Origin of the sequence: Bradyrhizobium sp. CCBAU 11361, from assembly GCF_028128935.1 — a bacterium.
Lineage (GTDB): Bacteria > Pseudomonadota > Alphaproteobacteria > Rhizobiales > Xanthobacteraceae > Bradyrhizobium > Bradyrhizobium niftali.
Window position 1 is genome coordinate 104,378 of the sequence record NZ_LBJZ01000184.1, and the last position, 24,841, is coordinate 129,218.

25 protein-coding genes are annotated in these 24,841 nt (G+C 64.0%); 16 read left to right on the forward strand and 9 right to left on the reverse strand.

Annotated features, from left to right (window positions below; translation table 11 throughout):
• Window positions 1–87 precede the first annotated feature (87 nt).
• Both XI08_RS25905 and XI08_RS25910 read right to left on the reverse strand, forming a co-directional pair.
• Complete coding sequence (locus XI08_RS25905) at window positions 88–1,092, reverse strand: NADP-dependent oxidoreductase (protein WP_271576527.1); 1,005 nt, start codon at window positions 1,090–1,092, stop codon at window positions 88–90.
• Between the two features lie 68 nt (window positions 1,093–1,160).
• Window positions 1,161–2,015, reverse strand: a complete 855-nt coding sequence (locus XI08_RS25910) for an oxidoreductase (RefSeq protein WP_271576528.1) — start codon at window positions 2,013–2,015, stop codon at window positions 1,161–1,163.
• A 175-nt stretch (window positions 2,016–2,190) separates the two neighbouring features.
• Here XI08_RS25910 and XI08_RS25915 point away from each other — a divergent pair, with 175 nt between their 5' ends.
• On the forward strand, window positions 2,191–2,742 hold the full coding sequence (locus XI08_RS25915) for a TetR/AcrR family transcriptional regulator (RefSeq protein ID WP_027546337.1): 552 nt from the start codon (window positions 2,191–2,193) through the stop codon (window positions 2,740–2,742).
• Between the two features lie 79 nt (window positions 2,743–2,821).
• Here XI08_RS25915 and XI08_RS25920 read toward each other — a convergent pair whose 3' ends face one another.
• Window positions 2,822–3,259 carry a DUF2147 domain-containing protein gene (locus XI08_RS25920; RefSeq protein ID WP_271576529.1) on the reverse strand — a complete coding sequence of 146 codons (438 nt, stop codon included), beginning with the start codon at window positions 3,257–3,259 and terminating at the stop codon, window positions 2,822–2,824.
• Between the two features lie 109 nt (window positions 3,260–3,368).
• Here XI08_RS25920 and XI08_RS25925 point away from each other — a divergent pair, with 109 nt between their 5' ends.
• The 3 genes from XI08_RS25925 (at window position 3,369) to XI08_RS25935 (ending at window position 5,305) form a co-directional block, all read left to right on the forward strand.
• A complete protein-coding gene (locus XI08_RS25925; RefSeq protein ID WP_271576530.1) occupies window positions 3,369–3,926 on the forward strand; it encodes a DUF2975 domain-containing protein in 558 nt (185 codons plus the stop codon).
• An 11-nt stretch (window positions 3,927–3,937) separates the two neighbouring features.
• On the forward strand, window positions 3,938–4,180 hold the full coding sequence (locus XI08_RS25930) for a helix-turn-helix domain-containing protein (protein WP_028151481.1): 243 nt from the start codon (window positions 3,938–3,940) through the stop codon (window positions 4,178–4,180).
• Window positions 4,181–4,330: 150 nt separating this feature from the next.
• Window positions 4,331–5,305, forward strand: coding sequence for an alpha/beta hydrolase family protein (locus tag XI08_RS25935; RefSeq protein WP_271576531.1), 975 nt, complete (start codon window positions 4,331–4,333; stop codon window positions 5,303–5,305).
• A gap of 94 nt (window positions 5,306–5,399) precedes the next feature.
• Here XI08_RS25935 and XI08_RS25940 read toward each other — a convergent pair whose 3' ends face one another.
• Complete coding sequence (locus tag XI08_RS25940) at window positions 5,400–5,597, reverse strand: hypothetical protein (RefSeq protein ID WP_027546335.1); 198 nt, start codon at window positions 5,595–5,597, stop codon at window positions 5,400–5,402.
• Between the two features lie 365 nt (window positions 5,598–5,962).
• Between XI08_RS25940 and XI08_RS25945 the strand changes: the two genes are divergently transcribed.
• The 3 genes from XI08_RS25945 (at window position 5,963) to XI08_RS25955 (ending at window position 6,894) form a co-directional block, all read left to right on the forward strand.
• On the forward strand, window positions 5,963–6,172 hold the full coding sequence (locus tag XI08_RS25945) for a cold-shock protein (protein ID WP_011085938.1): 210 nt from the start codon (window positions 5,963–5,965) through the stop codon (window positions 6,170–6,172).
• Between the two features lie 98 nt (window positions 6,173–6,270).
• A complete protein-coding gene (locus tag XI08_RS25950; RefSeq protein WP_271571922.1) occupies window positions 6,271–6,513 on the forward strand; it encodes a transcriptional regulator in 243 nt (80 codons plus the stop codon).
• 156 nt (window positions 6,514–6,669) lie between these two features.
• Window positions 6,670–6,894 carry a hypothetical protein gene (locus tag XI08_RS25955; RefSeq protein WP_027546333.1) on the forward strand — a complete coding sequence of 75 codons (225 nt, stop codon included), beginning with the start codon at window positions 6,670–6,672 and terminating at the stop codon, window positions 6,892–6,894.
• A gap of 58 nt (window positions 6,895–6,952) precedes the next feature.
• On the opposite strand, the gene XI08_RS25960 is transcribed toward XI08_RS25955, so the two are convergent.
• The 4 genes from XI08_RS25960 to XI08_RS25975 form a co-directional block, all read right to left on the reverse strand.
• Window positions 6,953–7,150, reverse strand: a complete 198-nt coding sequence (locus XI08_RS25960; protein WP_271576532.1) for a hypothetical protein — start codon at window positions 7,148–7,150, stop codon at window positions 6,953–6,955.
• A 363-nt stretch (window positions 7,151–7,513) separates the two neighbouring features.
• Complete coding sequence (gene frc / locus XI08_RS25965; protein WP_271576533.1) at window positions 7,514–8,791, reverse strand: formyl-CoA transferase; 1,278 nt, start codon at window positions 8,789–8,791, stop codon at window positions 7,514–7,516.
• A 145-nt stretch (window positions 8,792–8,936) separates the two neighbouring features.
• Window positions 8,937–10,670 (reverse strand): oxalyl-CoA decarboxylase, encoded by a 1,734-nt coding sequence (gene oxc / locus XI08_RS25970; protein WP_271576534.1) that lies wholly within the window; start codon window positions 10,668–10,670, stop codon window positions 8,937–8,939.
• Window positions 10,671–10,730: 60 nt separating this feature from the next.
• Window positions 10,731–11,426: a GntR family transcriptional regulator gene (locus XI08_RS25975; protein WP_166819518.1), complete on the reverse strand. Its 696-nt coding sequence runs from the start codon at window positions 11,424–11,426 to the stop codon at window positions 10,731–10,733.
• A gap of 347 nt (window positions 11,427–11,773) precedes the next feature.
• Between XI08_RS25975 and XI08_RS25980 the strand changes: the two genes are divergently transcribed.
• The 7 genes from XI08_RS25980 (at window position 11,774) to XI08_RS26010 (ending at window position 20,719) form a co-directional block, all read left to right on the forward strand.
• Complete coding sequence (locus tag XI08_RS25980; protein WP_271576535.1) at window positions 11,774–13,903, forward strand: acetate--CoA ligase family protein; 2,130 nt, start codon at window positions 11,774–11,776, stop codon at window positions 13,901–13,903.
• A 167-nt stretch (window positions 13,904–14,070) separates the two neighbouring features.
• Window positions 14,071–14,913: an IclR family transcriptional regulator gene (locus XI08_RS25985; protein ID WP_027546327.1), complete on the forward strand. Its 843-nt coding sequence runs from the start codon at window positions 14,071–14,073 to the stop codon at window positions 14,911–14,913.
• A gap of 113 nt (window positions 14,914–15,026) precedes the next feature.
• Window positions 15,027–15,995 (forward strand): Bug family tripartite tricarboxylate transporter substrate binding protein, encoded by a 969-nt coding sequence (locus tag XI08_RS25990; RefSeq protein WP_271576536.1) that lies wholly within the window; start codon window positions 15,027–15,029, stop codon window positions 15,993–15,995.
• A complete protein-coding gene (locus XI08_RS25995) occupies window positions 15,992–16,477 on the forward strand; it encodes a tripartite tricarboxylate transporter TctB family protein (RefSeq protein ID WP_271576537.1) in 486 nt (161 codons plus the stop codon). Before XI08_RS25990 ends, XI08_RS25995 begins: the two co-directional genes overlap by 4 nt.
• The gene (locus tag XI08_RS26000) at window positions 16,477–17,976 is read left to right on the forward strand and encodes a tripartite tricarboxylate transporter permease (RefSeq protein ID WP_271576538.1); all 1,500 of its coding nucleotides are present in this window, start codon (window positions 16,477–16,479) and stop codon (window positions 17,974–17,976) included. Before XI08_RS25995 ends, XI08_RS26000 begins: the two co-directional genes overlap by 1 nt.
• Before the next feature lie 54 nt (window positions 17,977–18,030).
• Window positions 18,031–18,831, forward strand: coding sequence for an NYN domain-containing protein (locus XI08_RS26005; protein ID WP_092188877.1), 801 nt, complete (start codon window positions 18,031–18,033; stop codon window positions 18,829–18,831).
• Between the two features lie 85 nt (window positions 18,832–18,916).
• Window positions 18,917–20,719, forward strand: coding sequence for an adenine deaminase C-terminal domain-containing protein (locus tag XI08_RS26010; RefSeq protein ID WP_271576539.1), 1,803 nt, complete (start codon window positions 18,917–18,919; stop codon window positions 20,717–20,719).
• A gap of 59 nt (window positions 20,720–20,778) precedes the next feature.
• Here the strand turns inward: XI08_RS26010 and XI08_RS26015 are convergent, their stop codons facing one another.
• A complete protein-coding gene (locus XI08_RS26015) occupies window positions 20,779–22,002 on the reverse strand; it encodes a tetratricopeptide repeat protein (RefSeq protein ID WP_271576540.1) in 1,224 nt (407 codons plus the stop codon).
• 248 nt (window positions 22,003–22,250) lie between these two features.
• Between XI08_RS26015 and gcl the strand changes: the two genes are divergently transcribed.
• Together gcl and hyi are read left to right on the forward strand one after the other, a co-directional pair.
• Complete coding sequence (gene gcl / locus XI08_RS26020; protein WP_271576541.1) at window positions 22,251–24,041, forward strand: glyoxylate carboligase; 1,791 nt, start codon at window positions 22,251–22,253, stop codon at window positions 24,039–24,041.
• A gap of 11 nt (window positions 24,042–24,052) precedes the next feature.
• The gene (hyi, locus tag XI08_RS26025; RefSeq protein WP_027546320.1) at window positions 24,053–24,838 is read left to right on the forward strand and encodes a hydroxypyruvate isomerase; all 786 of its coding nucleotides are present in this window, start codon (window positions 24,053–24,055) and stop codon (window positions 24,836–24,838) included.
• Window positions 24,839–24,841: the final 3 nt, after the last annotated feature.

Genomic DNA, 24,841 nt, shown 5'->3' on the forward strand with positions numbered 1-24,841 from the left:
ACCCGACATTAGCGTCTACGGCCCATTCATGTCCCGAGGACGACCGAGACGTCGCCGATCCGACACGACGTCCCGGATTTTCTTGCCTCACCTCATCTGTACGACGACCTTCCCCTTGGCGCGGCCCTGCTCGAGATAGGCGAGCGCCTCCTTGGCCTGGTCGAACGGGAATATCTTGTCGATCACGGGCCGGATGCGCTCTGCTTCGAGGAGCTTGCCGAGTTCCGCGAGCTGGCCGCCGTCCGGACGCACGAACAGGAACGAATATGCCGCACCGCACGTCCTGGCGCCGCGGATGATCTTGCGGCTCAGCAGCCCAAACAGGAACTTCATGACGAAGTTCATGCCGCGGGCGCGCGCGAACGCGGCGTCCGGTGGGCCGACGAGCGAGACGATCGTGCTTCCGGGCTTCAGGATTCGCAGCGATTTCTCGATCGCATCGCCCCTGACCGTACCCATCACGGAATCGTAGTCCTTCAGCACGTCCTCGAATTGCAGCTTCTTGTAATCGACCACTTCGTCGGCGCCGAGGCTGCGGACCAGGTCGACATTGCCCGTGCTCGTGGTCGTCCCGACTTTCGCGCCGAGATATTTTGCAAGCTGGATCGCGAAAGTGCCGATACCGCCTGAGCCTGCCGGGATGAAGACTTTCTGGCCGGGCTTGAGATGCGCGCGCTCCTTGAGTGCCTGCCACGAGGTCAGTCCGACCATCGGGATCGAGGCTGCCTGCACGAAGTCCAGATTGGCGGGCTTGAGTGCGGCCGCGTTCTCCGGCACGCGCGCGAATTCCGCGAGCGCGCCAGTGCCGCTGAGATCGAAGATGCTGGCGAAGACGGCATCGCCCGGCTTGAAGCGGGTCACCTGGCGTCCCACCTCCACCACGACGCCGGCAAGGTCGCTGCCGAGCGTTGCCGGCAGATCGAGCTTGAGAATGGGCTTGAATGTCCCTTTCGGAATCATGGTGTCGATGGGATTGAGGCCGGCGGCGTGAACCTCAACCAGGATGTCGTCCGGCTTGAGTGCAGGCCGAGGCATTTCGGTCAATGCGACCTGATCCGGCCGGCCATAACGTTTCAAGACAAGTGCTTTCATGTGTTCCTGCGCATGGGATGTTCGGAGCTGGCTGTGATGACGGCCGTCGGCGCGCCGCGGCGGCTTTTTCAGAACGCGCGCGCGCGGCTGGCGGCTGCGACGCGACCGGTATCAAGCCGCAGGTCCTTTCGAATTCCGGCATCCACCAGTCCGGCCGGCGCAAAGCGGCGAAGCAAGCGCAGGCGGCCCGCAAGGCGGCCGGCCGTGTACCGGATCTTCGGGCGCGCCGCATCGGCGGCTGCGAGGACGGTATCGGCGACGACGCCGGGCGGCTCGGCCGTCGCCATCACTTCGTTCACCCGCTTGCTGACGTCGGCACGAACGGCGCGATATTCATCGAGCTTGGCGTCGGGTTCGATGAAATTCGCATCGAACGGCGTCTTGGTGTAGGCGGGCTCGATGACCGAAACGCGGATGCCCCACATGCGCAGCTCGTGATCGAGCGATTCCGAATAGCCTTCCACCGCGTGTTTGGTGGCGGCATAGAGCGCGCCATACGGCATCGGCAGGAAGCCGAGCACGGAGCCGATGTTGATGATGCGACCGCGTCCCTGGCGGCGCATGTGGGGCACGACGGCGCGCGTCATTCGCACCAGCCCGAAAAAATTGGTCTCGAAGATCGATCGGGCCTGATCGAGCGAGCTCTCCTCCGCGCCGGCAGGAGCAACGCCGAAGCCCGCATTGTTCACGAGCAGATCGATGCGGCCGGAGCGCCGGATCACCTCGTTGACGGCGGCGTCCACGGATTCGTCGCTGGTCACGTCGAGGGACAGCATCTCGAACGATCGTTTGCCGGCCTCGGCCCCGCGACGGCTGGTGCCGTAAACCTTGTAGCCGGCTTTCGCGAGCCGCTCTGCGGTTGCCTCGCCGATGCCTGACGAGGCGCCGGTCACGAGGGCGATCTTCCCATGGGGCTCAGCCATCTCTTCTCCTGATGATGCCGGGCGGCGGAGGGCGATCGCATCGCGCACGCGGGCCAGCATCGGTTCGTTCTGGTTCGGTCTCTTTTTGATTACGATCGTAATCATTGCATAAAATGACGATCGTAATTATAATTGTCAAGGCTCCCCGGTTTTCCACGGGCCAAAGGTCTGCAACATGCGCATCTCGAAGGAAAAAGCGGCCGAGAACCGCGATCGCATTCTCAAGGCCGCATCCCGCCTGATGCGGGAACGCGGCATCTCCGGGGTCGGCGTGGATGCGCTGACCGAAGCCGCCGGAATGACCCACGGCAGCCTCTACAGCCAGTTCGGCTCAAAGGAGCGGCTGGTCGAGGAGGCGGTCGCCGACGCGATTGCGGCCAAAGGGCGGGAGCTGCGCGAAGACGCGACTGTCGATGACTATGTTTCCGAATATCTCTCGGCGGAGCACCGCGACGACCCGGGAAGCGGCTGCCCCTTTGCAGCCTTGTGTTGCGAGATGCGGCAGCAGAGCAAAGGCGCACGCGAGCGCTTCACGGCCGGGGTGAGGGGGATGGTGGGGTGGCTGAGCAGCCGGATGGATAAAGGGACGAAGCTGAAGCGGCGCGATGACCAGGCGCTCGCGACCTTATCCTCCCTGGTCGGGGCGCTCGTGCTTGCCCGGGCCGTGAACGATCCCAAACTGTCGGACGATATTCTTCGCGCGGCCAGGAACGGGTTGGGCGGCTGACGGGGGCGTTCGCCTAGGGGCCGCCGAAACCGGCGGTCTTTGATGTTGTCCTTGAAGTTGTCTTGGATCGGTTTGCCGCTCACCGCGTCCAGTCTTCACCCGCGCACAACGTTCCCATGCAGCCCCGGACGTTGAGATTGCCTGATGGCAGCAAGGTGACGGTGCTCGCATAGGTCTTTCCGTCGTCGGCATTGTAGATCCTGCCCGACCATTTGTTGGCGCCGTCCGCCTGCATGTCGATGAACAGGGAGATGCCGACGATCTTCCGGCCGCGCAATGCGGGATCGGTGTTGTGGTCGTCGAGCTGCGCCTTGCCGGTCTTCTTATCAATCGGCTCCTTCAGCCAGACGACCCGGCCGCAAAGCGCATTGCCGCAACGGCTGACCTTGATCTTCGCATCGCCCGACTCTGTCAGCCAGACGCCGGCGGGGCCGCTGGCCGCTGCGGCTTCGGCGTTTCCAAGTGGCGAGATGGACAGCAGCGCTGCGAGCAGGTGCCGGACGAGGAAGGAACGCATGGGAGCTCCGTTGCAATTCGGTTGTCATGAAATACTTCAATCGTACGGAACATGCATATTAGGGGAGGGCGGTTGCCTGGAAATTGCGGAGTGCTTGGAGATGGGTGGGGTGGAGATATCGGTACGCGAGGCCCGGCAGCGCTGGTTCCGGCGTCTCGATCTTGCGTTCTGGGCGATCTGGGCGGCACTGCCGGTGATGGTGTGGCTCGCCTATCGCGCAAACACCACCGCCTCCGCTTCGATCGCGGCCAGCCTCAGTCCCGACCAGGCGAAATGCGCAGGGATCGTCGCCAACCCGCTCGACATGTCGCGCCACGGCCAAGTGCTGTTCTGGACGCTATTCGCGCTTCAGCTCTCGTTCTTCGCCGTGTTGATCGGCATCCTTCACCGCATGGTGCATCGATTCGCGCGCGGCCGGATCTTCGTGTCCGAGACACTTCAGGGTGTGTGGTGGATGGGGATCATTCTGGTGATCTGGCCGTTCATTGACCTGATCACCAGCAACGCGGTGGCTTATGCCTTGCATGAGATCGGCGATATCAAGTTCTTCCTGCCGTCCTACAATGTCGACATCGGCACGATCGCGGGCGGGGTGTTCCTGATGGCGCTGAAATTCGTCATCGAGCACGCCATCCTGCTGCAGTCCGAAAACGAACTGACGATCTGAGGTGAATGCTTGTGCCGATCGTCGTGAACCTCGATGTCATGCTTGCGAAGCGGAAACGCCGCCTCGGGGACCTCGCCGACGCAATCGGCATTTCCATCCAGAACCTGTCGATCCTGAAGACAGGCAAGGCGAGGGCGATGCGCTTCTCGACCTTGGCCGCGATCTGCCGCGAGCTCGACTGTCAGCCCGGAGACATCCTCGAATATGTCGCGGGCGACGAGGGAAGCGACGGGGACGCGGGCGAGGGGAGCTAGCTCACACCTGGCGTGTCCTGTCCGCCTCGGTGCTGGGCGCGAGGACCTGGAATACATCGCCCATGTGCCGCGCTGGATTCCGATCAGTTGAAGCCACAATTCCGCTATCGTTCCTCTTTCAACTCTTGCGCGAAATCGAGGGGGCTTTCGTTGCGCAGCACGCTTTGGGCTTTTGCCGCCATACTCTGCTGTCTTGGTTTGCCAGCCGAAGCCGCAGGCATTCAGCTTCTCCAATCCGATCCTGCTCTCGCAGGCGCGATCTGGTACCCCTGCGCGGCGGAGCCGACGCATGTCGCGCTTGGCAGTCTTTCGGCCGGTGTCGATTTCGACCTGAAGGGCACGAAGGATTGTCCCGTCACGGGGGCAAAGCTCCCGCTCGTCATCTTCTCGCACGGCCGGGGCGGCTGGTTCGGCGCGAACCATGACACCGCGGAGGCGCTGGCCGATGCCGGCTTCGTCGTTGCCGCCATCAATCACCCCGGCGACACCACCAACGACTCGTCGCGGCGCGATACGCTGCCGGTGTGGGGATCGCGTCCGGCGGACATGGTGCGTCTGCTCGACTTCATGCTGAAGGACTGGAAGGACAGGGCGGTGATCGATCCCGCCAAGGTCGGTTTCTTCGGCTTCTCGCTTGGTGGCTATACCGGACTGGCGCTGATGGGGATCAAGCCGGATTTCACCTGGCTTGCCGGAAACTGCAAGGAGACGACTGGAACATGCGCGCAGCTCCACAACGGAGAAACGCTACCTGACCCGCCGCAGGATGCTCGGATCCGCGCGGCAGTGATCGTCGATCCCGCACCGGCGGTTCTGACCAGGAAGAATGTCGCTGTCATCATGATCCCTTTCCAGTTCTGGCGTTCGCAGTTCGGCGGTCCCGGCGTGGGCGACGGTTCGCCCGTGGCGCGCGTCGCGGGGTGGCTGCCGGGCAAGCCCGAGATTCATGTCGTGCCGGCCGGCCACTTCGCCTTCCTCGCGCCTTGCTCGGCCGAGCTTGCGGCGGCCGTGCCGCGCATCTGCACCGACGTGCCGGTGGGATTCGACCGGGTTGCCTTCCATCGCGAGTTCAATACGGCCGTGACGCAGTTTTTTCGCGAGCAGCTCGGGAGCGGAGATCGCTGAGGGCGCAGCTAGAATCGAGTTTATCCGACGCGCGGTCGCCTTGGCGGATTGATCACGCCGCTCTGTCCCGCGAAATCGACTCGATATTGTTGTGTTACGTCGGCGCCCTCAGGCCCGGAGAGCTGAGCCACGCGTCGATCTGGATGGCCGTCTCGTCCTGCCGCACCCTTCGCAGCAGCATCTCGCGGCGCCGGCCGGGAGGGAGTAAGCGGGCCTCGTCGCGCAGACGGCCGACCTCATTGATGAGCCGCTGTTTGAGAGTTTGACTCTGTTTGAAGCGACGCCGTTCCATAGCGAGTGCTCCCCTTGTTCGGATGGGGCGGGAGCGCAACTGGCGTTCTCATCACCGGTAAAAGCCACGGGCCGGGCGGTGACGAGCAACCATACCCACAAATCCGTGGCGCGTATGTCCACTAAGATACGTTGTTCGCCGAAAGTGTCGCGAGCCTCAAACATTCCACCGAAGCCGGCGCCCAATTAAATCCGGTCCAAGCCTTGTAACCGACCGTGATGGGGTATACCTTGTCGCCATTCGTTCAGCCGCTGTGCCTTGTTGAATGCGCCCGCGGGCTCCTTTTTCCAGAGACATCGACGAATTGAATCGATTCTGCGTGAGCGTCACGCGGGCTACGCGCATGCGCGCTTTGGAGAAGAAGAATGCCGACAGGAACAGTGAAGTGGTTTAACGGCCAGAAGGGCTTTGGATTCATTCAGCCAGACGACGGTGGCAACGACGTGTTCGTTCACGTCAGCGCGGTCGAACGGGCCGGGCTTTCGGGTCTCGCCGAGGGCCAAAAGGTCAACTTCGAGGCCAAGACCGACAAGATGCGGGGCAAAGTCAGCGCTGAGAATCTCTCGCTGGCCTAAGCTCTCCAGTGCCGTTTCACGGATGTACTGAAACGGCCGTGCGACCCGCTCGATCCCTGGATTGAGCGGGTTTTGTCCGTTGCCAAGCAGGGTGGAAGATGAGCGCCAGGAAATCGGCAGAACCTTCGCCCGCAGGTATCGCGCGTTCCAACCGCCAACGTCTGGCGGCTGAAGAAGGCGCGCGCGCGATGGCGGATGCCGAACGGCAGTCTGCCGAACTCCGCAAGAACATGGCGCGGCTACGCGAGTTGCGGGAGGCCAAGGAAGCGGCCGACGCAGATATTCGCGCGTCGTTGCCGCCGCCTGTGCCGAAGAAGCGCGCGCGGAAATCGCCGCGCTAGAGCGTTTTCGAGCGAAGTGGATACCGGTTCGCGGCAGGAAAACGCGTCAAAACAAGAATCTAGAGCCCCGTTCCGATTCCATCGGAACGTGAAGGGCTCTAGTCGGGTTCGATAGCGCCGACGATCACTCCAGGAGGGCCGGTCACATGCCAAAGAGTGCGGGTCGTGCCTAGGATCAAGCCGGACAAGGGCGGCACCATCACCTTTTTCCTCGCGCTTGGCGCGGGTCGACAGATGTGCCGGCTTGCCACCACGTTTCAGACGCAGAAGCAGGCCTTCAGCTATCTCCAGAAGTACCGGACGGAGTTCGAGCGTATCGCGCGGATACGGCTGGCTTCCGGCGAACTCGAAGACGGGATCGTCGTGCTCTCGATGCTCTAGGCCGATGCTATAGGCCAGGCGCGGGCGCCGATCGTGAGGCCCCCCTTCAAGCCGCTCCCTATTCGGAGCGACCACTCGGCTTGGCCTCGCGGGGCTTGGCTTCGCGGGCCAACCGCTCCGCCTTCAGCCGCTCACGGTTCTCGTTGAAGGAGTGCTGGTCCTTCGCATAGTCGTTCATCGGCTTGTGCGTGTTGGCAGGCTTGAACGCCTTGTCGGCTTCACGCTTGGCGCGATCAGAGGATTGATGTCTCAACATATCGACCTCGGTTTGATCAACGGGCGTGGTCCTGGCAAGTGCCGGACGCGACGCCTCCCGCTCGCAAGCTGAGATGGGTCGACTTGTCACCCTCGGGACGAGGAGGACAATTCTTCAGCGTTGGGCAGGTATTCTGCGAGGCGCTCGGTCACTCGCTGTGGAGGCGGCTCGCTCGCATTTCCGGGAGCGCGCCGGCGAAAGAATAACGGCCGGCGACCGCATCGGTTCCCTCCGGATCCGTCTTTAATTCGGTGTCGGCTGGTCGTCGCCGCAAGCGTGCCGATTGCGGGATGCAGTCCCTCTTGCCGCCAACAAAAAAGGCCGCCGAAAACCGGCGGCCTTTCGTGTCTCTGGTCGAACCGCTTACTCCGCGGCCTGCTTCTGCGGCGGGTCGAGCGCGCCGGACTTGTGGATGTCGGCGACCTGGTGATCCGAGAAGCCGAGCACGGAGCGCAGGATCTCGTCGGTGTGCTCGCCGAGCAGCGGCGAACGCTCGACCTCGCTCGGGGAATCCGACAGCTTGATCGGGTTGCCGACCGAGATGTACTTGCCGCGGGTGGGGTGGTCGACCTCGACCACGGTGCCGGTCGCGCGCAGCGACTGGTCCTCGGCGATCTCCTTCATCGACAGGATCGGGCCGCAGGGGATGTCGTCCTTGTTGAGGATTTCCATCGCCTCGAACTTGGTCTTGGTCATCGTCCACTGCTCGATGCGGGCGAAGATCTCGTTGAGGCGCGGCAGGCGGACGGCCGGCTTGGCGTAGTTCGGATCGGTCTTCCAGGTCGGCTCGCCGATCACGTCGCAGATCTTCTCCCAGACCGGGGCCTGGGTGATGAAGTAGATGTAGGCGTTGGGATCGGTCTCCCAGCCCTTGCACTTCAGGATGCGGCCGGGCTGGCCGCCGCCGGAATCGTTGCCGGCGCGCGGCACGGCATCGCCGAACGGAATGCCTTCGCCGAACTGGCTATATTCCTTGAGCGGACCGTGGGCGAGGCGCTGCTGGTCGCGCAGCTTGACGCGGGCGAGGTTCAACACGCCGTCCTGCATCGCAGCGGTGACCTTCTGACCCTTGCCGGTCGTGGTGCGCTGGTGGAGCGCGGCCAGGATACCGATCGCGAGATGCAGGCCGGTGCCGGTGTCGCCGATCTGCGCGCCGGTTACGAGCGGCAGGCCGTCGCGGAAGCCAGTGGTGGAAGCGGCGCCTCCCGTGCACTGCGCGACGTTCTCATAGACCTTGCAGTCCTCATACGGTCCGGGACCAAAGCCCTTGATCGAGGCGACGATCATCTTCGGGTTGAGGCTGTGGATCTTCTCCCAGGGGAAGCCCATGCGGTCGAGCACGCCGGGGCCGAAGTTTTCGACCAGCACGTCGCACTTCTTGATCAGCTCGGTGAGGACTTCCTTGCCCTTGGGGTTCTTGGTGTCGAGCGTGATCGAGCGCTTGTTGTGGTTCAGCATGGTGAAATACAGGCTGTCCACGTTCGGGATGTCCTGCAACTGGCCGCGGGTGATGTCACCCACGCCCGGGCGTTCAACCTTGATCACGTCGGCGCCGAACCAGGCGAGCAGCTGCGTGCAGGTCGGTCCGGACTGGACGTGGGTGAAGTCGAGAATGCGAACGCCCGTGAGCGCTTTGGTCATCGTATTGCTCCGTATACTCTGTCTGCCCCTGCACCCGCAGGGAGTAATGGGTTGAAGGGGAGGACTAAAGCGCGTTTCGCGCTTTAGCTTTTTGTTTGGGCATGATCTTTCCGGAAAACCGCTTCACACTTTTCCGGATCATGCCTTACTTCTTCTTCTGCAAGACGCTCTGCGGATTGAGGTTGCCGATGCGGCCGCTCTCCGAGCCGGCGGCCGGATCGATCACCGCGTTGATGAGCGTCGGCTTGCCCGAGGCCATCGCCTCGTTGACGGCGCGCTTGAGCTCGTCGGGCGAGGTGGCATTCACGCCGACGCCGCCGAAGGCTTCCATCATCTTGTCGTAACGCGCGCCCTTGACGAACACGGTCGTCGCGGGATCGGCGTTGACGCTGTTGACGTCGGTGCCGCGATAGATGCCGTCATTGTTGAAGATGACGACGCAGATCGGAAGGTTGTAGCGGCAGATGGTCTCGACCTCCATGCCGGAGAAGCCGAAGGCCGAGTCGCCTTCCACCGCGAGCACGGGATGGCCGGTCTCGAGCGCGGCGGCGATCGCCTGGCCCATGCCGATGCCCATCACGCCCCAAGTGCCGACGTCGAGACGCTTGCGCGGCTTGTACATGTCGATGACGCCGCGGGCGAGGTCGAGCGTGTTGGCGCCCTCGTTGACGAGGATCGCCTCGGGATGGTCCTTGATGACATTCTTCAGCACGCCGAGCGCGCCGTGATAGTCCATCGGCGACTTGTTGTTCATGAGCTTCGGCGCCATCTTGGCGACGTTCTCGTCACGCTTGGACACGATGGCCTTGGTCCATTCGGCCGGCGGCGCGGTCCAACCCGTGCTGATCGCCTGATTGAAGGCGGAGACGACCGAGCCGATGTCGCCGACGACAGGCGCGACGATCTCGACGTTGGAGTCCATTTCCCTCGGCTCGATGTCGACCTGGATGAACTTCTTGGGCGCTTCGCCCCAGCTCTTGCCCTTGCCGTGCGAGAGCAGCCAGTTCAGCCGCGCGCCGATCAGCATGACGACGTCGGACTCTTTCAGTACCGTCGAGCGGGCCGCGCCGGCGCATTGCGGATGCGTGTCGGGCAGGAGACCCTTGGCCATGCTCATCGGCAGGAACGGCACGCCGCTCTTCTCGACGAAGCTCTTGATCTCCTCGTCGGCCTGCGCGTAGGCCGCGCCCTTGCCGAGGATGATGAGCGGACGCTTTGCGCTCTTCAGCACGTCGAGCGCGCGCTTCACCGATGCAGGCGAGGGGATCTGCGCAGGCGCAGCGTCGATCACCTTGACCAGCGACTTCTGGCCGGCCTCGGCGTTCATCACCTGGCCGAACAGCTTGGCCGGCAGGTCGAGATAGACGCCGCCCGGGCGGCCCGAGACGGCGGCGCGGATGGCGCGGGCGAAACCGATGCCGATGTCCTGGGCGTGCAGCACGCGATAGGCCGCCTTGCACAGGGGCTTGGCAATCGCGAGCTGGTCCATTTCCTCGTAGTCGCCCTGCTGCAGGTCGACGATCTCGCGCTCGGAGGAGCCCGAGACCAGGATCATCGGGTAGCAGTTGGTGGTCGCGTGCGCGAGCGCGGTGAGACCGTTGAGGAAGCCGGGCGCGGAGACCGTGAGGCAGACGCCGGGCTTCTTGGTGAGGTAGCCGGCAATGCCCGCGGCATAGCCGGCGTTCTGCTCGTGGCGGAAGGAGATCACGCGAATGCCGGCGGCCTGCGCCATGCGGCCCAAGTCCGTGATCGGGATGCCCGGCACATTATAGATGGTGTTGATGCCGTTCAGCTTGAGCGCGTCGATGACGAGATGGAAGCCATCCGTCAATTCCTGCTCGGTGCCCGGTGCCTCGGACTTGGTCGCGGTGTTCAGCATGGGCCTTGTCTCCCTGGTCTCAATACTGGGGCGAATGTTTCGCCCTTCTGGTGAACGTTGCTAGGTAAAGAGTTCCTGACCGTGCGCTTCGACGTAAGCGGCAAGGCCAAGGGTGTGGTCGCGAGCGCGCTTCTCGGCGAGCTCGGTGTCGCGCGCTTCCAGTGCTTCGATCATGCCGAGATGCTCGGGCAGCGAGGTCGCGGTGCGGTCCTTGCGTCCGATGGTCAGTTGCCGGTAGCCGCGCACGTGCAGCAGCAGGTCGTTGGTGAGATCGACCAGCACGGGCGATTCCGACAGCGAGATCAGCGCCTGGTGGAATGCGATGTTGGCGCGCGAATATTCCTCGACGTGATCCTCGGGCAGGCGGTCCTTGCCGAAGTCCTTGAAGTAATCGCGCAGCGCCGTGATGTCCTTCTTGCGCGCGGTGGTGGTGATGAGGCGGGCCGCCATGCTCTCCAGCGCCGCCCAGGCGCGGATCATGTCGACGATCTCGCTCTTGGTCCGGCGCACCACCATGATGCCGCGGCGCGGAACAGTCTTCACGAAACCGTCCTGCTCGAGCATCGCGATCGCTTCGCGGATCGGCGTGCGGCTGACACCCAGGCGCTCGGACAGTGCGCGCTCGTCGAGCATCACCGGCTCGGGCGTCGAGTAGATGTCCATCTTGAGGATGGCTTCCTTCAAGGCGTCATACGCCTTGTTCTTGAAGCTGCTCTCCGGGGCAATACGAACGATTGCGATATCTGCCTCGGCCATGTTCGGCAACGCCTTGGTTGGTTTCCGCAGTGACACGACGAATCTCCTCCGTTGGGAGTCGTCTTTTACAGGATTATTAACGGGAAAGTTTTTGGCATACCACATGCCAGAATGTCAAGCTGCCTATTTTTTGCGGCATTCCAGGCAGTGCCGCAGCTTGACAAATTGGCTTCTGGCATACCAAATGCCATCGCCAGCCATTTTTGATCCAAGCCGGCGGAGTAATCTTAGGGCTTTATGCCACTCCGTCCCGCCGCATGGAACAGAGCGCGGCGAATGGCAAGCATCACGGGCAGCCGCAACACGCGCGCTTTGCAAAGAACGAACTAGGTCAAGGGAGAAGCCACATGTCCAATTCCAAAGATGCCGTCCGCAAGGTGCTCGACCAGGTCAAGGCGGACAACCGCACCAGCCTGACGGCGCCGGAAGGCAAGCTGGTCTGCGACGCCTACGGCATTCCGGTGCCGAAGGAGGGCGTGGCGAAGTCGGCGGGCGAGGCCGGCAAGATGGCGTCCTCGATGGGCTTCCCGGTGGTGATGAAGATCGTCTCGCCGGACATTCTCCACAAGACCGAAGCGGGCGGCGTCATCGTCGGCCTCAAGACGGCCGAGGAGGCCGAGAAGGCCTACGAGACCATTCTCTCCAACGCCAAGAAATATAAGTCCGACGCCAAGATCGAGGGCGTCCAGGTGCAGCAGATGCTGGCTGGCGGCACCGAAGTCATCGTCGGCTCGATCACCGACGGCTCGTTCGGCAAGCTGGTCGCCTTCGGCCTCGGCGGCGTGCTGGTCGAAGTGCTGAAGGACATCACCTTCCGCCTCGCGCCCGCGACCAAGGAAGACGCGCTCTCGATGCTCGACGGCATCCAGGCCCATGAGATCCTGAAGGGCGTGCGCGGCGGCGAGGCGGTGAACCGTACGGCGCTGGCCGACGTCATCGTCAAGGTCTCGCAGCTCGTCACCGATTTCCCTGAGATCGTCGAGCTCGACCTCAACCCCGTGTTTGCGACGGCGAAGAGCGCGATCGCGGCCGACGTCCGCATCGTCGTCGACTTCGCCTATGTGCCCAAGCCGAAGCCGCGTCCGACCGAAGAGATCGTAGCTGCCATGAGCCGCATCATGCAGCCGAAGGCGGTCGCCGTGGTCGGCGCCTCCGCCGAGGACGGCAAGATCGGCAACTCCGTGATGAAGAACCTCATCAACGGCGGCTACAAGGGCGACATCTATCCCATCCACCCCAAGGCCACCGAGATCCTCGGCTACAAGGCCTACAAGAGCGTCAAGGACGTGCCGGGTGTGATCGACACCGCGGTGTTCGCGATTCCCGCGAAGTTCGTGGCCGCGGCGCTGACCGAATGCGGCGAGAAGAAAATCCCGGGTGCGGTGCTGATCCCGTCGGGCTTTGCGGAGGCCGGCGCGCCGGAGCTGCAGGCCGAGATCGTCGAGGTCGGCAAGAAGTACGACATCCGCCTGATGGGGCCGAACATCTACGGCTTCTACTATACGCCCGCCAATCTCTGCGCGACCTTCTGCACCGCCTACGACGTCAAGGGCCACGCGGCGCTGTCGTCGCAGTCGGGCGGCATCGGCATGGCCATCATCGGCTTCTCGCGCTCGGCCAAGATGGGCGTCTCGGCGATCGTCGGCCTCGGCAACAAGTCCGACATCGACGAGGACGATCTGCTCGCCTTCTTCGAGCAGGACCCCAACACCAACCTGATCGCGCAGCACTGCGAGGACCTCAAGGACGGCCGCGCCTTCGCGGAAGCCGCCAAGCGCGTCTCCAAGAAGAAGCCGGTCGTCGTGCTCAAGGCCGGCCGCACTTCGGCCGGCGCCAAGGCGGCGTCCTCGCACACCGGCGCGCTCGCCGGCAACGACAAGATCTACGAGGACGTCCTGGCGCAGTCGGGCGTGATCCGCGCCCGCAGCTTGCGGCAGCTGCTCGAATTCGCCCGCGGCGTGCCGGTGCTGCCGACGCCGAAGGGCGAGAACGTGCTCATCATCACCGGTGCGGGCGGCTCGGGCGTGCTGCTGTCGGACTCCTGCGTCGACAACGGCCTGTCGCTGATGTCGATGCCGCCGGATCTGGACGCGGCCTTCCGCAAGTTCATCCCGCCGTTCGGCGCTGCCGGAAATCCTGTGGATATCACCGGTGGCGAGCCGCCGATCACCTATGTCAACACGGTGAAGCTCGGCCTGTCGGACGAGCGCATCCATTCGTTGATCCTCGGCTACTGGCACACCATCGTCACGCCGCCGATGGTGTTCGCCCGCAACATGGTCGAGGTGAAGAAGGAGATGGAGGCCAAGGGCTTCGTGAAGCCGATCGTGGCCTCGCTCGCCGGCGACGTCGAGGTCGAGGAGGCCGCCGAATATCTCTACCAGAACGGCATCCCGGCCTACGCCTACTCCACCGAGCTTCCGGTCGAGGTGCTCGGCGCCAAGTACAAGTGGGCGCGCGGGGCAGGGCTGCTCTGAGCGTTATCTCTCCTGTCATCCCGGGGCGACGCGACGGGACCGCGCAAGCGCGGCCCGGAGCGTCGAACCCGGGATCTCGAGATTCCGGGTCTGGTACGCCAGGCCCGCGCTGCGCGCACTCCCGGCGCACCATCCCGGAATGACGGATGCACAAGCGGCAGGTCGCGATGAGCAAGAACGTGATCCGGCGCAAATCGCTCGAGCCTCGATCGCCATCGGAGGCCGACCACGAGGCGCGCGATGGCGGCGTGCAGTCCGTCGACCGCGCGCTGTCGATCCTCGAAACGCTGGCTGAAGACGACGAAGGCTATCGCCTCAGCGACCTTGCCGTGCGCACCGGCCTGTCGGCCTCGACCGTGCACCGCCTGCTGGCGACGCTGGAAAGCCGCCGCTTCGTGCAGTTCGACCGCGCCGAGTCCAAATGGCATGTCGGCGTGCGCAGCTTCACGGTCGGCGCGAGCTTTGCCCGGCGGCGCAATTTCTCCACGCAGGCCATTCCCTATTTGCGCAAGCTGCGCGATCTCACACGCGAGACCGCCAATCTCGCCGTCGTCGACGACGAGTTCATCATCGTGCTGACCCGCATGGAGAGCCGCGAGATCATGCGCTCGCTGACCCAGGTCGGCGGCCGCGTCGCCATGGTGACGTCAGGGGTCGGCAAGGCAGTGCTCGCGACTTATTCCGACGAGGACGTCGGCGCGGTCATCCGCCATCACGGCATGCCCCGCCTGACCGAGAAGTCGATCGTGCGGCCGGGCGACCTGTTCAAGGAACTCGCGACGATCCGCAAGCAGGGCTTTGCGATCGATGACGAAGAGGCCTGCATGGGCCTGCGCTGTATTGCCGCAGTCGTCTACAACGACTGCGCCGAGCCGCTGGCGGCGATCTCCGTCTCCGGCATGACCAGTCGTCTGACCGACGACAGGTTGCCGGAAATCGGCCAAATCGTGCGCGAAGTCGCCGGCGAGCTGACCGTCGCGCTCGGCGGGGTGATGCCGAAGTCTGGCTAACAAGGAACCGGGCCTGTCGCTGGACAGCATCGGCCGTTTTGGCTGATATGCGACCAAACGACACAATGCGGCAAACGATCAACGACGTCCGCACGAGCCTGGAGAATGCCCCCATGTTTAAATTTCCCGCGCGCCTTGTCGGCGCAGCCGTGGCGCTGACCCTTGCGGCAGCCACGCCTGCCTTCGCCCAGCAGCTCGAGCTCAAGCTGATGGCGCCCGCGGCCCCGGGCGGTGGCTGGGACCAGACCGCGCGCTCGATGCAGCAGGCGCTGGTCGCCGCGGGTGTCGCGCGCAGCGTGCAGGTCACCAACGTTCCCGGCGCCGGCGGCAGCGTCGGCATCGCGCAGTTCGTCAACGGCGCCAAGGGCGACGGCAACCAGCTGATGGTCAACGGCTTCGTCATGGTCGGCGCGCTCGCCATGAACAAGTCGCCGGTGACGCTCGAGCAGGTGACGCCGATCGCTCGCCTCACCGAGGAAATCCAGGTGATCGTGGTGCCGGCGAATTCGCCGATCAAGACGGCGCAGGATCTGGCCGCCGCGGTCAAGGCCGATATCGCCAAGGTGACCTTCGCCGGCGGTTCGGCCGGCGGCGTCGACCATGTGATGGCGGCATTGTTCGCCGGCGCTGTCGGCGCCGATGCGAAGAAGATCAACTACATCCCGTTCTCCGGCGGCGGCGAGTCGCTGGCGGCGATCCTCGGCGGCAAGGTCACCGCGGGCATTTCGGGGATGAGCGAATATGAAGGGCAGATCAAGTCCGGCAAGCTGCGCGCCATCGGCATAACCTCGGAGAAGCGCATCGCCGGCAGCGACATCCCAACCTTCAAGGAACAGGGCATCGACCTCGTGATCGCCAATTGGCGTTCGGTGGTCGCGCCTCCCGGCATCACGCCGGAGCAGCGCAAGACCTTGAGCGATGCGGTCGAGAAGATGGTGAAGTCGGACGCCTGGAAGGAGATCCTCAAGCAGAAGGGCTGGGAGGACGCCTATCTCGGCGGCGACGCCTTCGCCGACTTCCTGAAAAAGGAAACCGTGCGTGTCACCGACGTGCTGAAATCGGTCGGCCTGGTCAAGTCATGACCACAGGCGATCCGGCCCAGCCGCCGCGGCGCGTCGATCGCGCCGGCATCGTCATCGCCGCATTGCTCGCAGGTCTCGCTGCGGTGCTGGTCTGGGACGCGCGCGGGCTGCAATCCACCGCGATGTACGGGATGGGGCCTGAGGCGATGCCGGTCGTGATCGCCACCGGCCTCGCGCTGCTCGCGATCGGCAATCTCATCGACGCGCTGCGCGGCAATCTGCCGGCGCGCGAGAGCGCCGATCCCGTGCCTGTGGTCTTGATCCTCGCCGGCCTTGCGCTCCTGATCGCCATCATCGGCTTCGGTTGCGGCTTCATCCTGGCGACGTCGGCGCTGTTCGTCACGACGTCCGCGGCATTCGGACGCCGTGCCGTCCTTGTCGATTCCGTCATCGCCCTCGTGATGTCGACCCTCATCTATCTCGCGTTCGACCGGCTGTTGACGCTGAGCCTTCCCGCCGGCCCCCTGGAGCGACTGCTGTGATGGACACCTTCGCCGCGTTGGCGCATGGCATGGCGGTCGCCGTCCAGCCGATGAACCTGCTCTATGCTTTGATCGGCGTGTTCCTCGGCACGGCCGTGGGCGTGCTGCCCGGCATCGGCCCGGCGCTGACGGTCGCGCTGCTGCTGCCTGTCACCTACAAGCTCGATCCCGGCGGCTCGCTGATCATGTTTGCCGGCATCTATTATGGCGGCATGTATGGCGGCTCGACCACCGCGATCCTGATCAACACGCCGGGCGAGAGCGCCTCGATGGCGACCGCGCTCGAAGGCAACAAGATGGCCAAGGCCGGCCGCGGCGGGCCGGCGCTCGCGACCTCCGCAATCGGCTCCTTCGTCGCCGGCACCATCGCCACCATCGGGCTCGCCTTTCTCGCACCGTGGCTGGTCGATTTCGCCGTGCGCTTCGGCCCCGAGGATTATTTCGCGCTGATGTGCGTCGCCTTCGTCACGGTGTCGGCGACCTTCGGCGATTCCCCGGTCCGCGGCCTCACCAGCCTGTTCATTGGCCTGACGCTGGGCCTCGTCGGCATCGACAAGCTGACCGGCCAGGCGCGGCTCGCGTTCGGCATCCCCGAGCTGCTCGACGGCGTCGAGGTGACGACGCTTGCGGTCGGTCTGTTCGCAGTCGGCGAGGCGCTCTACGTCGCATCGCGCCGCCACCACACCGAGGAGAAGCTCGAGCCGGTGCGCGGGTCGCTGTGGATGACGAAGCAAGACTGGAAGCGGTCGTGGAAGCCGTGGCTGCGCGGCACCATGTTCGGCTTCCCGATCGGCGCGCTGCCGGCGGGCGGCGCGGAGATCCCGACCTTCCTGTCCTATTCGACCGAGAAACGGCTGACGAAGTACCCGGAAGAATTCGGCAAGGGTGCGATCGAAGGCGTCGCGGGACCGGAGGCCGCCAACAATGCTTCGGCCGCCGGAACGCTGGTGCCGCTCTTGACGCTGGGATTGCCGACCTCGGCGACGGCCGCGATGATGCTGGCGGGCTTCCAGCAATACGGCCTCAACCCGGGGCCGCTGCTGTTCGCCGAGCGGCCTGACCTCGTGTGGGGCCTGATCGCGAGTCTCTTCATCGCCAATTGCATGCTGCTGGTGCTCAATCTGCCGCTGGTCGGCCTGTGGGTGCGGCTGCTCGCGATCCCGCAGCCATGGCTCTATGCCGGCATCCTCGTCTTCGCGACCATGGGCACTATCGCGGCAAAGCCCTCGGTGGTCGAATTGTCGATGCTGGCCGGCTTCGGCGTGCTCGGCTTCCTGATGCGCCGGTTCGATTTTCCGATCGCGCCCGTGGTCGTCGGCCTGATCCTCGGCCCGATCGCCGAGAGCCAGTTGCGCAGGGCGCTCGCGATCAGCCTCGGCGATCCCATGACGCTGCTCCAGAGCCCGATCTCGGCGACGCTGCTCGGCATTGCGCTGGTTGCGCTGCTGGCCCCATTCGTGCTGAAGGGGATGGGGCGCTTCAAGGCGAACGAGGACTAGCCGTCCCGGCGCGCGCGTCCTTGAATGCTGCGTCCATCCCGTTGAGGAAACGCCATGCCGTCGGAACTTCGCTCGCCCCGTCTCGCCGTCCTGATCGATGCCGACAACGCCTCCGCAAAGATCGCGGATGGCCTGTTCGAGGAGATTGCCAAGATCGGCGAGGCCAGCGTTCGCCGCATCTATGGCGACTTCTCCAATGCGCGATCGAGGGGCTGGGCCGACATCCTGTCGAAGCACGCCATCATCCCGCAGCAGCAATTCGCCTATACGACGGGAAAGAACGCGTCCGACATAACCCTGGTCATCGATGCCATGGACCTGCTTCACAGCGGTCGGTTCGACGGCTTCTGCCTGGTGTCTTCAGACAGCGACTTTACCCGTCTGGCCGCCCGCATCCGGGAGCAGGGCGTCGATGTCTTCGGGTTCGGTGAGCAGAAGACGCCGGAAAGCTTCAGGCAGGCCTGCCGAAGGTTCGTCTACACCGAGAACCTGCTTGCCGCCCCGGCGACCACCCAGGACGCCGCCGCGAGATCGACATCGCTTCAGCCGCCTGATGCCGCGACCCCCATCATCAAGAAGGTCATCACCCAGATGGAGAGCGAGGACGGCTGGGTCGCGCTCGGGGAAGTCGGACGGCAGCTCGCCAACCTGGCGTCGGATTTCGATCCGAGAACGTTCGGGTTCCGCAAGCTGAGCGACCTCGTGCGAAAGACCAACTCGTTCGAGATCGACGAGTCAAAGGGCCGCTCGATGCGGATTCGGGTCAAGCCCGCTGCCGCTGCACCGCCGAGAAGGCGGAACCCGCGCAGGCCTGCACGGGCGGGGGCGGCAGGCGGCTCGGCGCCTAAGGCGTAAGCAGGGCCTGCCGTTATATTTGCGCTTGCCCGCTATGGCGCGGGGCGTAACCATCGCGGGGCCGTAACGCCACGCGAGGGTCCCGATGACCAGACTTACCCGCTTCGCCGTCGCACCGCTGCATTCGATGACCCGGCGTCTGGCCGATGTCGCCTCCGCGCGCGTCGCACCGGATCTCGTGGTCACGGGGGCCCGGGTGCTTTCGACCTATTCGGAGCGCATCCACGCGAACCGCGAAGTCTGGATCACCGGCGGCCGTGTCGCCGCGGTCAAGCCGGCCGGAACAGCCAACAAGGCGTGGAGCGGCGTCGCGACCTACGACGCGGCCGGCGGCATCATCGCGCCGGGGCTGGTCGATCCCCATATCCACATCGAATCCTCGATGGTGACGGCCTGCGCCTACGCCGAGGCCGCACTGCTGAACGGCACCACCACGATCTTCTGCGACAGCCACGAGATCGGCAACGTCATGGACGTCGCCGGCGTCGAGGCGATGCTGGAGGACGCGCGCGAGGCGCCGCTCTCGATCTTCCTGACGGTGCCGTCGACCGTGCCGGCCACGTCGGCGGAGCTTGAGACCGCGGGCGGCGACCTCACGCCCGACAAGATCGCCGGCCTGTTCGACCGCTGGCCCGAGGCGGTGGCGCTCGGCGAGAAGATGGATTTCGTGCCTGTGACGATGAGCGACGAGCGCAGCCACGCGATCCTCGCCGCCGCCTTGAAGCGCGGACGCCCGGTGTCCGGGCACGTCTACGGCCGCGAGTTCGTCGCGGCCTATGCGGCGAGCGGCGTCACCGACACCCACGAGGCGATCGACCGCGATATCGCCGACGATCTGCTCGACGCCGGCGTCTGGGTGTTCCTGCGCGGCGGCCCGCCGACGACGCCATGGCACTCGCTGCCGCAGGCGATCCGGACCATCACCGAGCTTGGGGCCTCGCACAAGCGCACCGCCGTGTGCACCGACGATCGCGACGCCGACGATCTCCTGCTGTTCGGCCTCGACTGGGTGGTGCGCGAAGCGGTGAAGGCGGGGATGTCGCCGGAGCAGGCCTGGTCGATGGGCTCGCTGCACGGCGCCACGCGCTTCGGCATGGATGGCGATATCGGCGGGCTCGGCGGCGGCCGCCGCGCCGATCTCGTGCTGATGGACGATAATCTGAAGCCGCAATGCACCTGGTATGGCGGCGAGCTGGTGGTCGAGCACGGCAAGATCACCAAGCTGCTCGATCAGGCGCTGTCGCAGCGCTATCAATATCCGAAGGCGGCCTATGCGACCGTGAAGCTGCCGGAGAAGATGAAGCTGACGCCGGAGCTGCCGGCCAAGGCCTGCACCGTCAACGCCATCAAGACCGCGCTGCCCGGCATCACGCTGATCCATGAGAAGGTCAGAATTGAGCCGGCCAAGGACTGGCCGTCGCTGTTCGCGAGCTACGGCCTGTGCTTCGTCACCGTGGTCGAGCGCCACGGCAAATCGGCCGGCAATGTCGCCTATGGCCTGCTGAAGGATTTCGGCCTGAAGCGCGGGGCGGTCGCATCCAGCGTCGGGCATGACAGCCACAACATCATCGTTGCCGGAACCAACGAGGGCGACATGCAGGTCGCGATATCCGCGATCAAAGAGCAGCAAGGCGCCGTCTGCGTCGTCGCCGACGGCAAGGTGAGGGCGCTGGTGCCGCTGCCGATCGCGGGGCTCCTGTCCGACAAGCGCGTCACGGAGGTGGCCGAAGAGGTCAAGGTGCTGAAGAAGGAATGGGCGGAAGCCGGCTGCACCATCCCCTACATGGGCTTCAATTTGATTCCGCTATCGGTCATTCCGGAAATTCGCATCACCGACAAGGGCCTCGTGCTGGTGCCGCAGATGGAGCTGGCGCCGCTGTTCGAATAGCGGCGTTGCACAGTCAAGATGTCGGCGTGCGGCGAGACGAGGCCCCGTCCGAAAAATGATTACTTGATGCCATAGAGCGCCGCCTCGTCGACGACATTCGGCCGGATAGCCACCGCTGCCGAGATGTCGGCCTCACTGCCGACCATGTCACCTTTTTGTCGCCTTGCAACCGCGCGCCCGTATAACGATATCGCCTTTTTATCGTCGATACGGAGCGCGGCGGTGTAATCGTCGATAGAGCTGTCGAGCGCGCCTTTCTTTAAATGAACAAGGCCGCGCGAATCGAGAAAAGAGGATTCGCCAGGCCGTATCTTCAGCGCTTCGTTGCAGTCATCGAGCGCGCCGTCCAAGGCGCCGGATACAGCCCTGAAAAAGCAGCGGTTGTTCAATGCGAAAGCGTTGCGGGGCTCGAGCTTCAACGCTTGTTCGAGGTCATACATGGCGCGGTTGAAATCACGCTTGCCTTCATAGGAACGAGCCCGCCGCAAAAAAGCGGTCGCATTGCCGGGATTAGGGTCGAGTTGAATTGCGCGGTCGTAATCGGCATTAGCTCTATCGTGGTCTCCCTTCAGGTCAAAAATCTGTCCTCTGACGCTGTATGTGTTCGGACACTGGAAATCCAGTTTCACCGACTGGTCGATATCTAGGATGGCCCGATCATATTCGCGTCTATTCGCATAGACCGTGCCGCGAGCGAGGTAGGCGCGAGCGTTGCCGGGAAACAGCTTGATCGCCTCGTTCAAATCCTCGACCGCACGATCAGGGTCGGACATTCTGAGGTAGACCTCTGCGCGGCCGAGAAAGGCCAGCGAAGAAGTAGGATCGATGGCGATCGAACGATTGTAGTCATCCAGAGCCTTGTGGACCTGTCGGCTTCTCAGTCGAGCGATCCCCCTTGCTGTATATAGTCGCGCGTTGTCCGGATCGAACTCGATAGCTTGGTTCAATCGCTCAACGACCTTTTCATAAGCTCCGGCAAACAGAAATGACGCTGAGGACCTGACAAGGAGCTCTGCCTCTCTGCTCTTCGGCGGGGCTTCCGGCATCTTGCCAGATGCCAGAGGTGGCGTATCGCTACGGCAAGCCGAAACGATCCGGTTGGACGGATAATCCTGCGCGTGGGCCGGATCACCGATCCAGCCGAAGGCGATCAGATTTGTGAATAGAATAGAGGTCGCTTGAAGAAGGGCCTTATCCGCCTTCCAGGAACGTTGACGCCACGAAGGCGATGACCCCTGATCCGCAGTTGTAAGGACTGACAGACCACTTCCAAACCAGCACATTGACGAATTATTCCCATGCCCGACGCAACTTTAGCATGTATCTCAATCGAGCAAACTACTTTCCCCGAATATCGGCGGGAATTTTGGATAGGCGTTGGTTTTCACGAAATGATCCCATCAACAGACTGATTTTTGAGGACTTTTTTCAACGCCTTCCACTCCGTGGAAAATAAAATCGATCTCGTTGAGATCGCATCTTGCACGTCTGATGATCTCGCTCGCTGACTTAAGCCAAAGCGAGGTCCGATATGGCGAAGATGCGAGCTATCGATGCGGCTGTGCGAATTCTGGAGAAGGAAGGCATCTCGACGGCCTTCGGCGTTCCCGGGGCCGCGATCAATCCGCTTTACTCGGCGCTGAAGAAGCGCGGCTCGATCCGCCATATCCTGGCGCGGCATGTCGAGGGCGCCTCGCACATGGCCGAGGGCTATACGCGGGCGAAGGCCGGCAATATCGGGGTCTGCATCGGCACGTCGGGGCCGGCCGGCACCGACATGATCACCGGGCTCTATTCGGCGATCGCCGATTCCATTCCGATCCTCTGCATCACCGGGCAGGCGCCGCGCGCGCGGCTTTACAAGGAAGACTTCCAGGCCGTCGACATCGAGTCGATCGCAAAGCCCGTGACCAAATGGGCGGTGACCGTGCGCGAACCGGCGCTGGTGCCGCGCGTGTTCAGCCAGGCGTTTCACGTCATGCGCTCAGGGCGGCCGGGGCCGGTGCTGATCGACATGCCGCTCGATGTGCAGCTCGCCGAGATCGAGTTCGATGACGAGACCTATGAGCCGCTGCCGGTCTACAAGCCGGCCGCGACGCGCAAGCAGGTCGAGAAGGCGCTGGAGATGCTCAACGCGGCCGAGCGGCCGCTGATCGTCGCAGGTGGCGGCGTCATCAACGCGGACGCCTCCGATCTCCTGGTCGAATTCGCCGAGATCGCGAATGTCCCGGTCGTGCCGACATTGATGGGCTGGGGCGCGATCCCCGACGATCACGTGCTGATGGCCGGCATGGTCGGCCTTCAGACCAGCCACCGCTACGGCAACGCCACGATGCTCGAATCCGATTTCGTGCTCGGCATCGGCAACCGCTGGGCCAACCGCCACACCGGCTCGGTCGAGACCTACACCAAGGGCCGCACCTTCGTGCATGTCGACATCGAGCCGACGCAGATCGGCCGCGTATTCAATCCCGATCTCGGCATCGTCTCGGACGCCAAGGCCGCGCTCGAGCTTTTCGTCACCGTCGCCAGGGAGTGGCGCCGGTCAGGCAGGCTCCGCGAGCGCCAGGCGTGGCCCGCGGCCTGCCGCGATCGCAAGCGCTCCATGCTGCGCAAGAGCCATTTCGACAACGTCCCGATCAAGCCGCAGCGCGTCTATGAAGAGATGAACAAGGCCTTCGGCCGCGACACCGCCTATGTCACCGTGATCGGCCTGTCGCAGATCGCGGGTGCGCAATTCCTCGGCGTCTACAAGCCGCGCAACTGGATCAATGCGGGGCAGGCCGGGCCGCTCGGCTGGACGCTGCCGGCAGCCCTCGGTGTGCGCGCGGCGTGCCCGGACCGCGACATCGTCGCGCTGTCGGGCGATTACGACTTCCAGTTCCTGATCGAGGAGCTCGCGGTCGGCGCGCAGTTCAACCTGCCCTACATCCACGTCGTCGTGAACAATTCCTATCTCGGCCTGATCCGTCAGGCCCAGCGCGGCTTCGACATGGACTACCACGTCCAGCTCTCCTTCGAGAATATCAACGCGCCCGAGCTCGGCGGCTACGGCGTCGATCATGTCGCCGTCGCCGAAGGCCTCGGCTGCAAGGCGATCCGCGTCACCGATCCCAAGGACTCACAGGCCGCATTCGCGACCGCGCGCGAATTGATGGCGAAGCACCGCGTGCCCGTGGTGGTCGAGTTCATCCTCGAACGTGTCACCAACATCGCGATGGGGACGGAGATCGACAACATCGTCGAGTTCGAGGAGGTGCTGGACCTGGCCCTCGACGAGGTCGGGACCAAGCGGTCCGGCGTGCTTCAGCCGGCGGAATAGGGGACAGCATCATGCCGAAGTTTGCCGCCAACCTCACCATGCTCTTCAACGAGATGCCGTTCCTCGACCGCTTCGCCGCGGCGAAAGCGGCGGGCTTTGCCGGGGTCGAGTATCTATTTCCCTATGATTTCGATAAGGCGCAGCTGCGCGAGCAGCTGGAGGCCCACGGGCTGACGCAGGTGCTGCATAATCTCCCCGCCGGCAACTGGGCTAAGGGCGAGCGCGGCATCGCGATCCTGCCCGATCGCGTCAGCGAATTCCGCGACGGCGTGTTCCGCGCCATCGACTATGCCAAGGCGCTCGATTGCGAGCAGCTCAACTGTCTCGTCGGCATCGCACCCGATAATGCCGATCCGCGCGAGCTCAACGAGACGCTGGTCGGCAATTTGCGCTTTGCCGCCTCGACGCTGGCGCGGGAGAACATCAAGCTCCTGGTCGAGCCGATCAACACGCTCGACATTCCCGGCTTCCACCTCAACGGCACCGAGCAGGCGGTGCAGCTCATCTCGGAGGTGCGGTCGAACAATCTGTTCATCCAGTACGACATCTACCACATGCAGATCATGGAGGGCGATCTCGCCCGCACCATGCAGGAATATCTCCCCCAGATCGCCCACATCCAGCTCGCCGACAATCCCGGCCGTCACGAGCCGGGCACCGGCGAGATCAACTATCCCTTCCTGTTCCGCCATCTCGACGCGATCGGCTATCGCGGCTGGATCGGTTGCGAATACAAGCCGCGCACGACGACGCTGGAAGGCCTGTCCTGGCACGCGGCGCAAACCTTCGAGACCTGAGGA

Excerpts from the sequence above, each read along its gene's own strand:
- XI08_RS25905 (WP_271576527.1), bottom strand. The coding sequence starts at position 1,092 with ATGAAAGCACTTGTCTTGAAACGTTATGGCCGGCCGGATCAGGTCGCA.
- XI08_RS25910 (WP_271576528.1), bottom strand. The coding sequence starts at position 2,015 with ATGGCTGAGCCCCATGGGAAGATCGCCCTCGTGACCGGCGCCTCGTCA.
- XI08_RS25915 (WP_027546337.1), top strand. The coding sequence starts at position 2,191 with ATGCGCATCTCGAAGGAAAAAGCGGCCGAGAACCGCGATCGCATTCTC.
- XI08_RS25920 (WP_271576529.1), bottom strand. The coding sequence starts at position 3,259 with ATGCGTTCCTTCCTCGTCCGGCACCTGCTCGCAGCGCTGCTGTCCATC.
- XI08_RS25940 (WP_027546335.1), bottom strand. The coding sequence starts at position 5,597 with ATGGAACGGCGTCGCTTCAAACAGAGTCAAACTCTCAAACAGCGGCTC.
- XI08_RS25945 (WP_011085938.1), top strand. The coding sequence starts at position 5,963 with ATGCCGACAGGAACAGTGAAGTGGTTTAACGGCCAGAAGGGCTTTGGA.
- XI08_RS25950 (WP_271571922.1), top strand. The coding sequence starts at position 6,271 with ATGAGCGCCAGGAAATCGGCAGAACCTTCGCCCGCAGGTATCGCGCGT.
- XI08_RS25960 (WP_271576532.1), bottom strand. The coding sequence starts at position 7,150 with ATGTTGAGACATCAATCCTCTGATCGCGCCAAGCGTGAAGCCGACAAG.
- frc (WP_271576533.1), bottom strand. The coding sequence starts at position 8,791 with ATGACCAAAGCGCTCACGGGCGTTCGCATTCTCGACTTCACCCACGTC.
- oxc (WP_271576534.1), bottom strand. The coding sequence starts at position 10,670 with ATGCTGAACACCGCGACCAAGTCCGAGGCACCGGGCACCGAGCAGGAA.
- XI08_RS25975 (WP_166819518.1), bottom strand. The coding sequence starts at position 11,426 with ATGGCCGAGGCAGATATCGCAATCGTTCGTATTGCCCCGGAGAGCAGC.
- XI08_RS25980 (WP_271576535.1), top strand. The coding sequence starts at position 11,774 with ATGTCCAATTCCAAAGATGCCGTCCGCAAGGTGCTCGACCAGGTCAAG.
- XI08_RS25985 (WP_027546327.1), top strand. The coding sequence starts at position 14,071 with ATGAGCAAGAACGTGATCCGGCGCAAATCGCTCGAGCCTCGATCGCCA.
- XI08_RS25990 (WP_271576536.1), top strand. The coding sequence starts at position 15,027 with ATGTTTAAATTTCCCGCGCGCCTTGTCGGCGCAGCCGTGGCGCTGACC.
- XI08_RS25995 (WP_271576537.1), top strand. The coding sequence starts at position 15,992 with ATGACCACAGGCGATCCGGCCCAGCCGCCGCGGCGCGTCGATCGCGCC.
- XI08_RS26000 (WP_271576538.1), top strand. The coding sequence starts at position 16,477 with ATGGACACCTTCGCCGCGTTGGCGCATGGCATGGCGGTCGCCGTCCAG.
- XI08_RS26005 (WP_092188877.1), top strand. The coding sequence starts at position 18,031 with ATGCCGTCGGAACTTCGCTCGCCCCGTCTCGCCGTCCTGATCGATGCC.
- XI08_RS26010 (WP_271576539.1), top strand. The coding sequence starts at position 18,917 with ATGACCAGACTTACCCGCTTCGCCGTCGCACCGCTGCATTCGATGACC.
- XI08_RS26015 (WP_271576540.1), bottom strand. The coding sequence starts at position 22,002 with ATGTGCTGGTTTGGAAGTGGTCTGTCAGTCCTTACAACTGCGGATCAG.
- gcl (WP_271576541.1), top strand. The coding sequence starts at position 22,251 with ATGGCGAAGATGCGAGCTATCGATGCGGCTGTGCGAATTCTGGAGAAG.
- hyi (WP_027546320.1), top strand. The coding sequence starts at position 24,053 with ATGCCGAAGTTTGCCGCCAACCTCACCATGCTCTTCAACGAGATGCCG.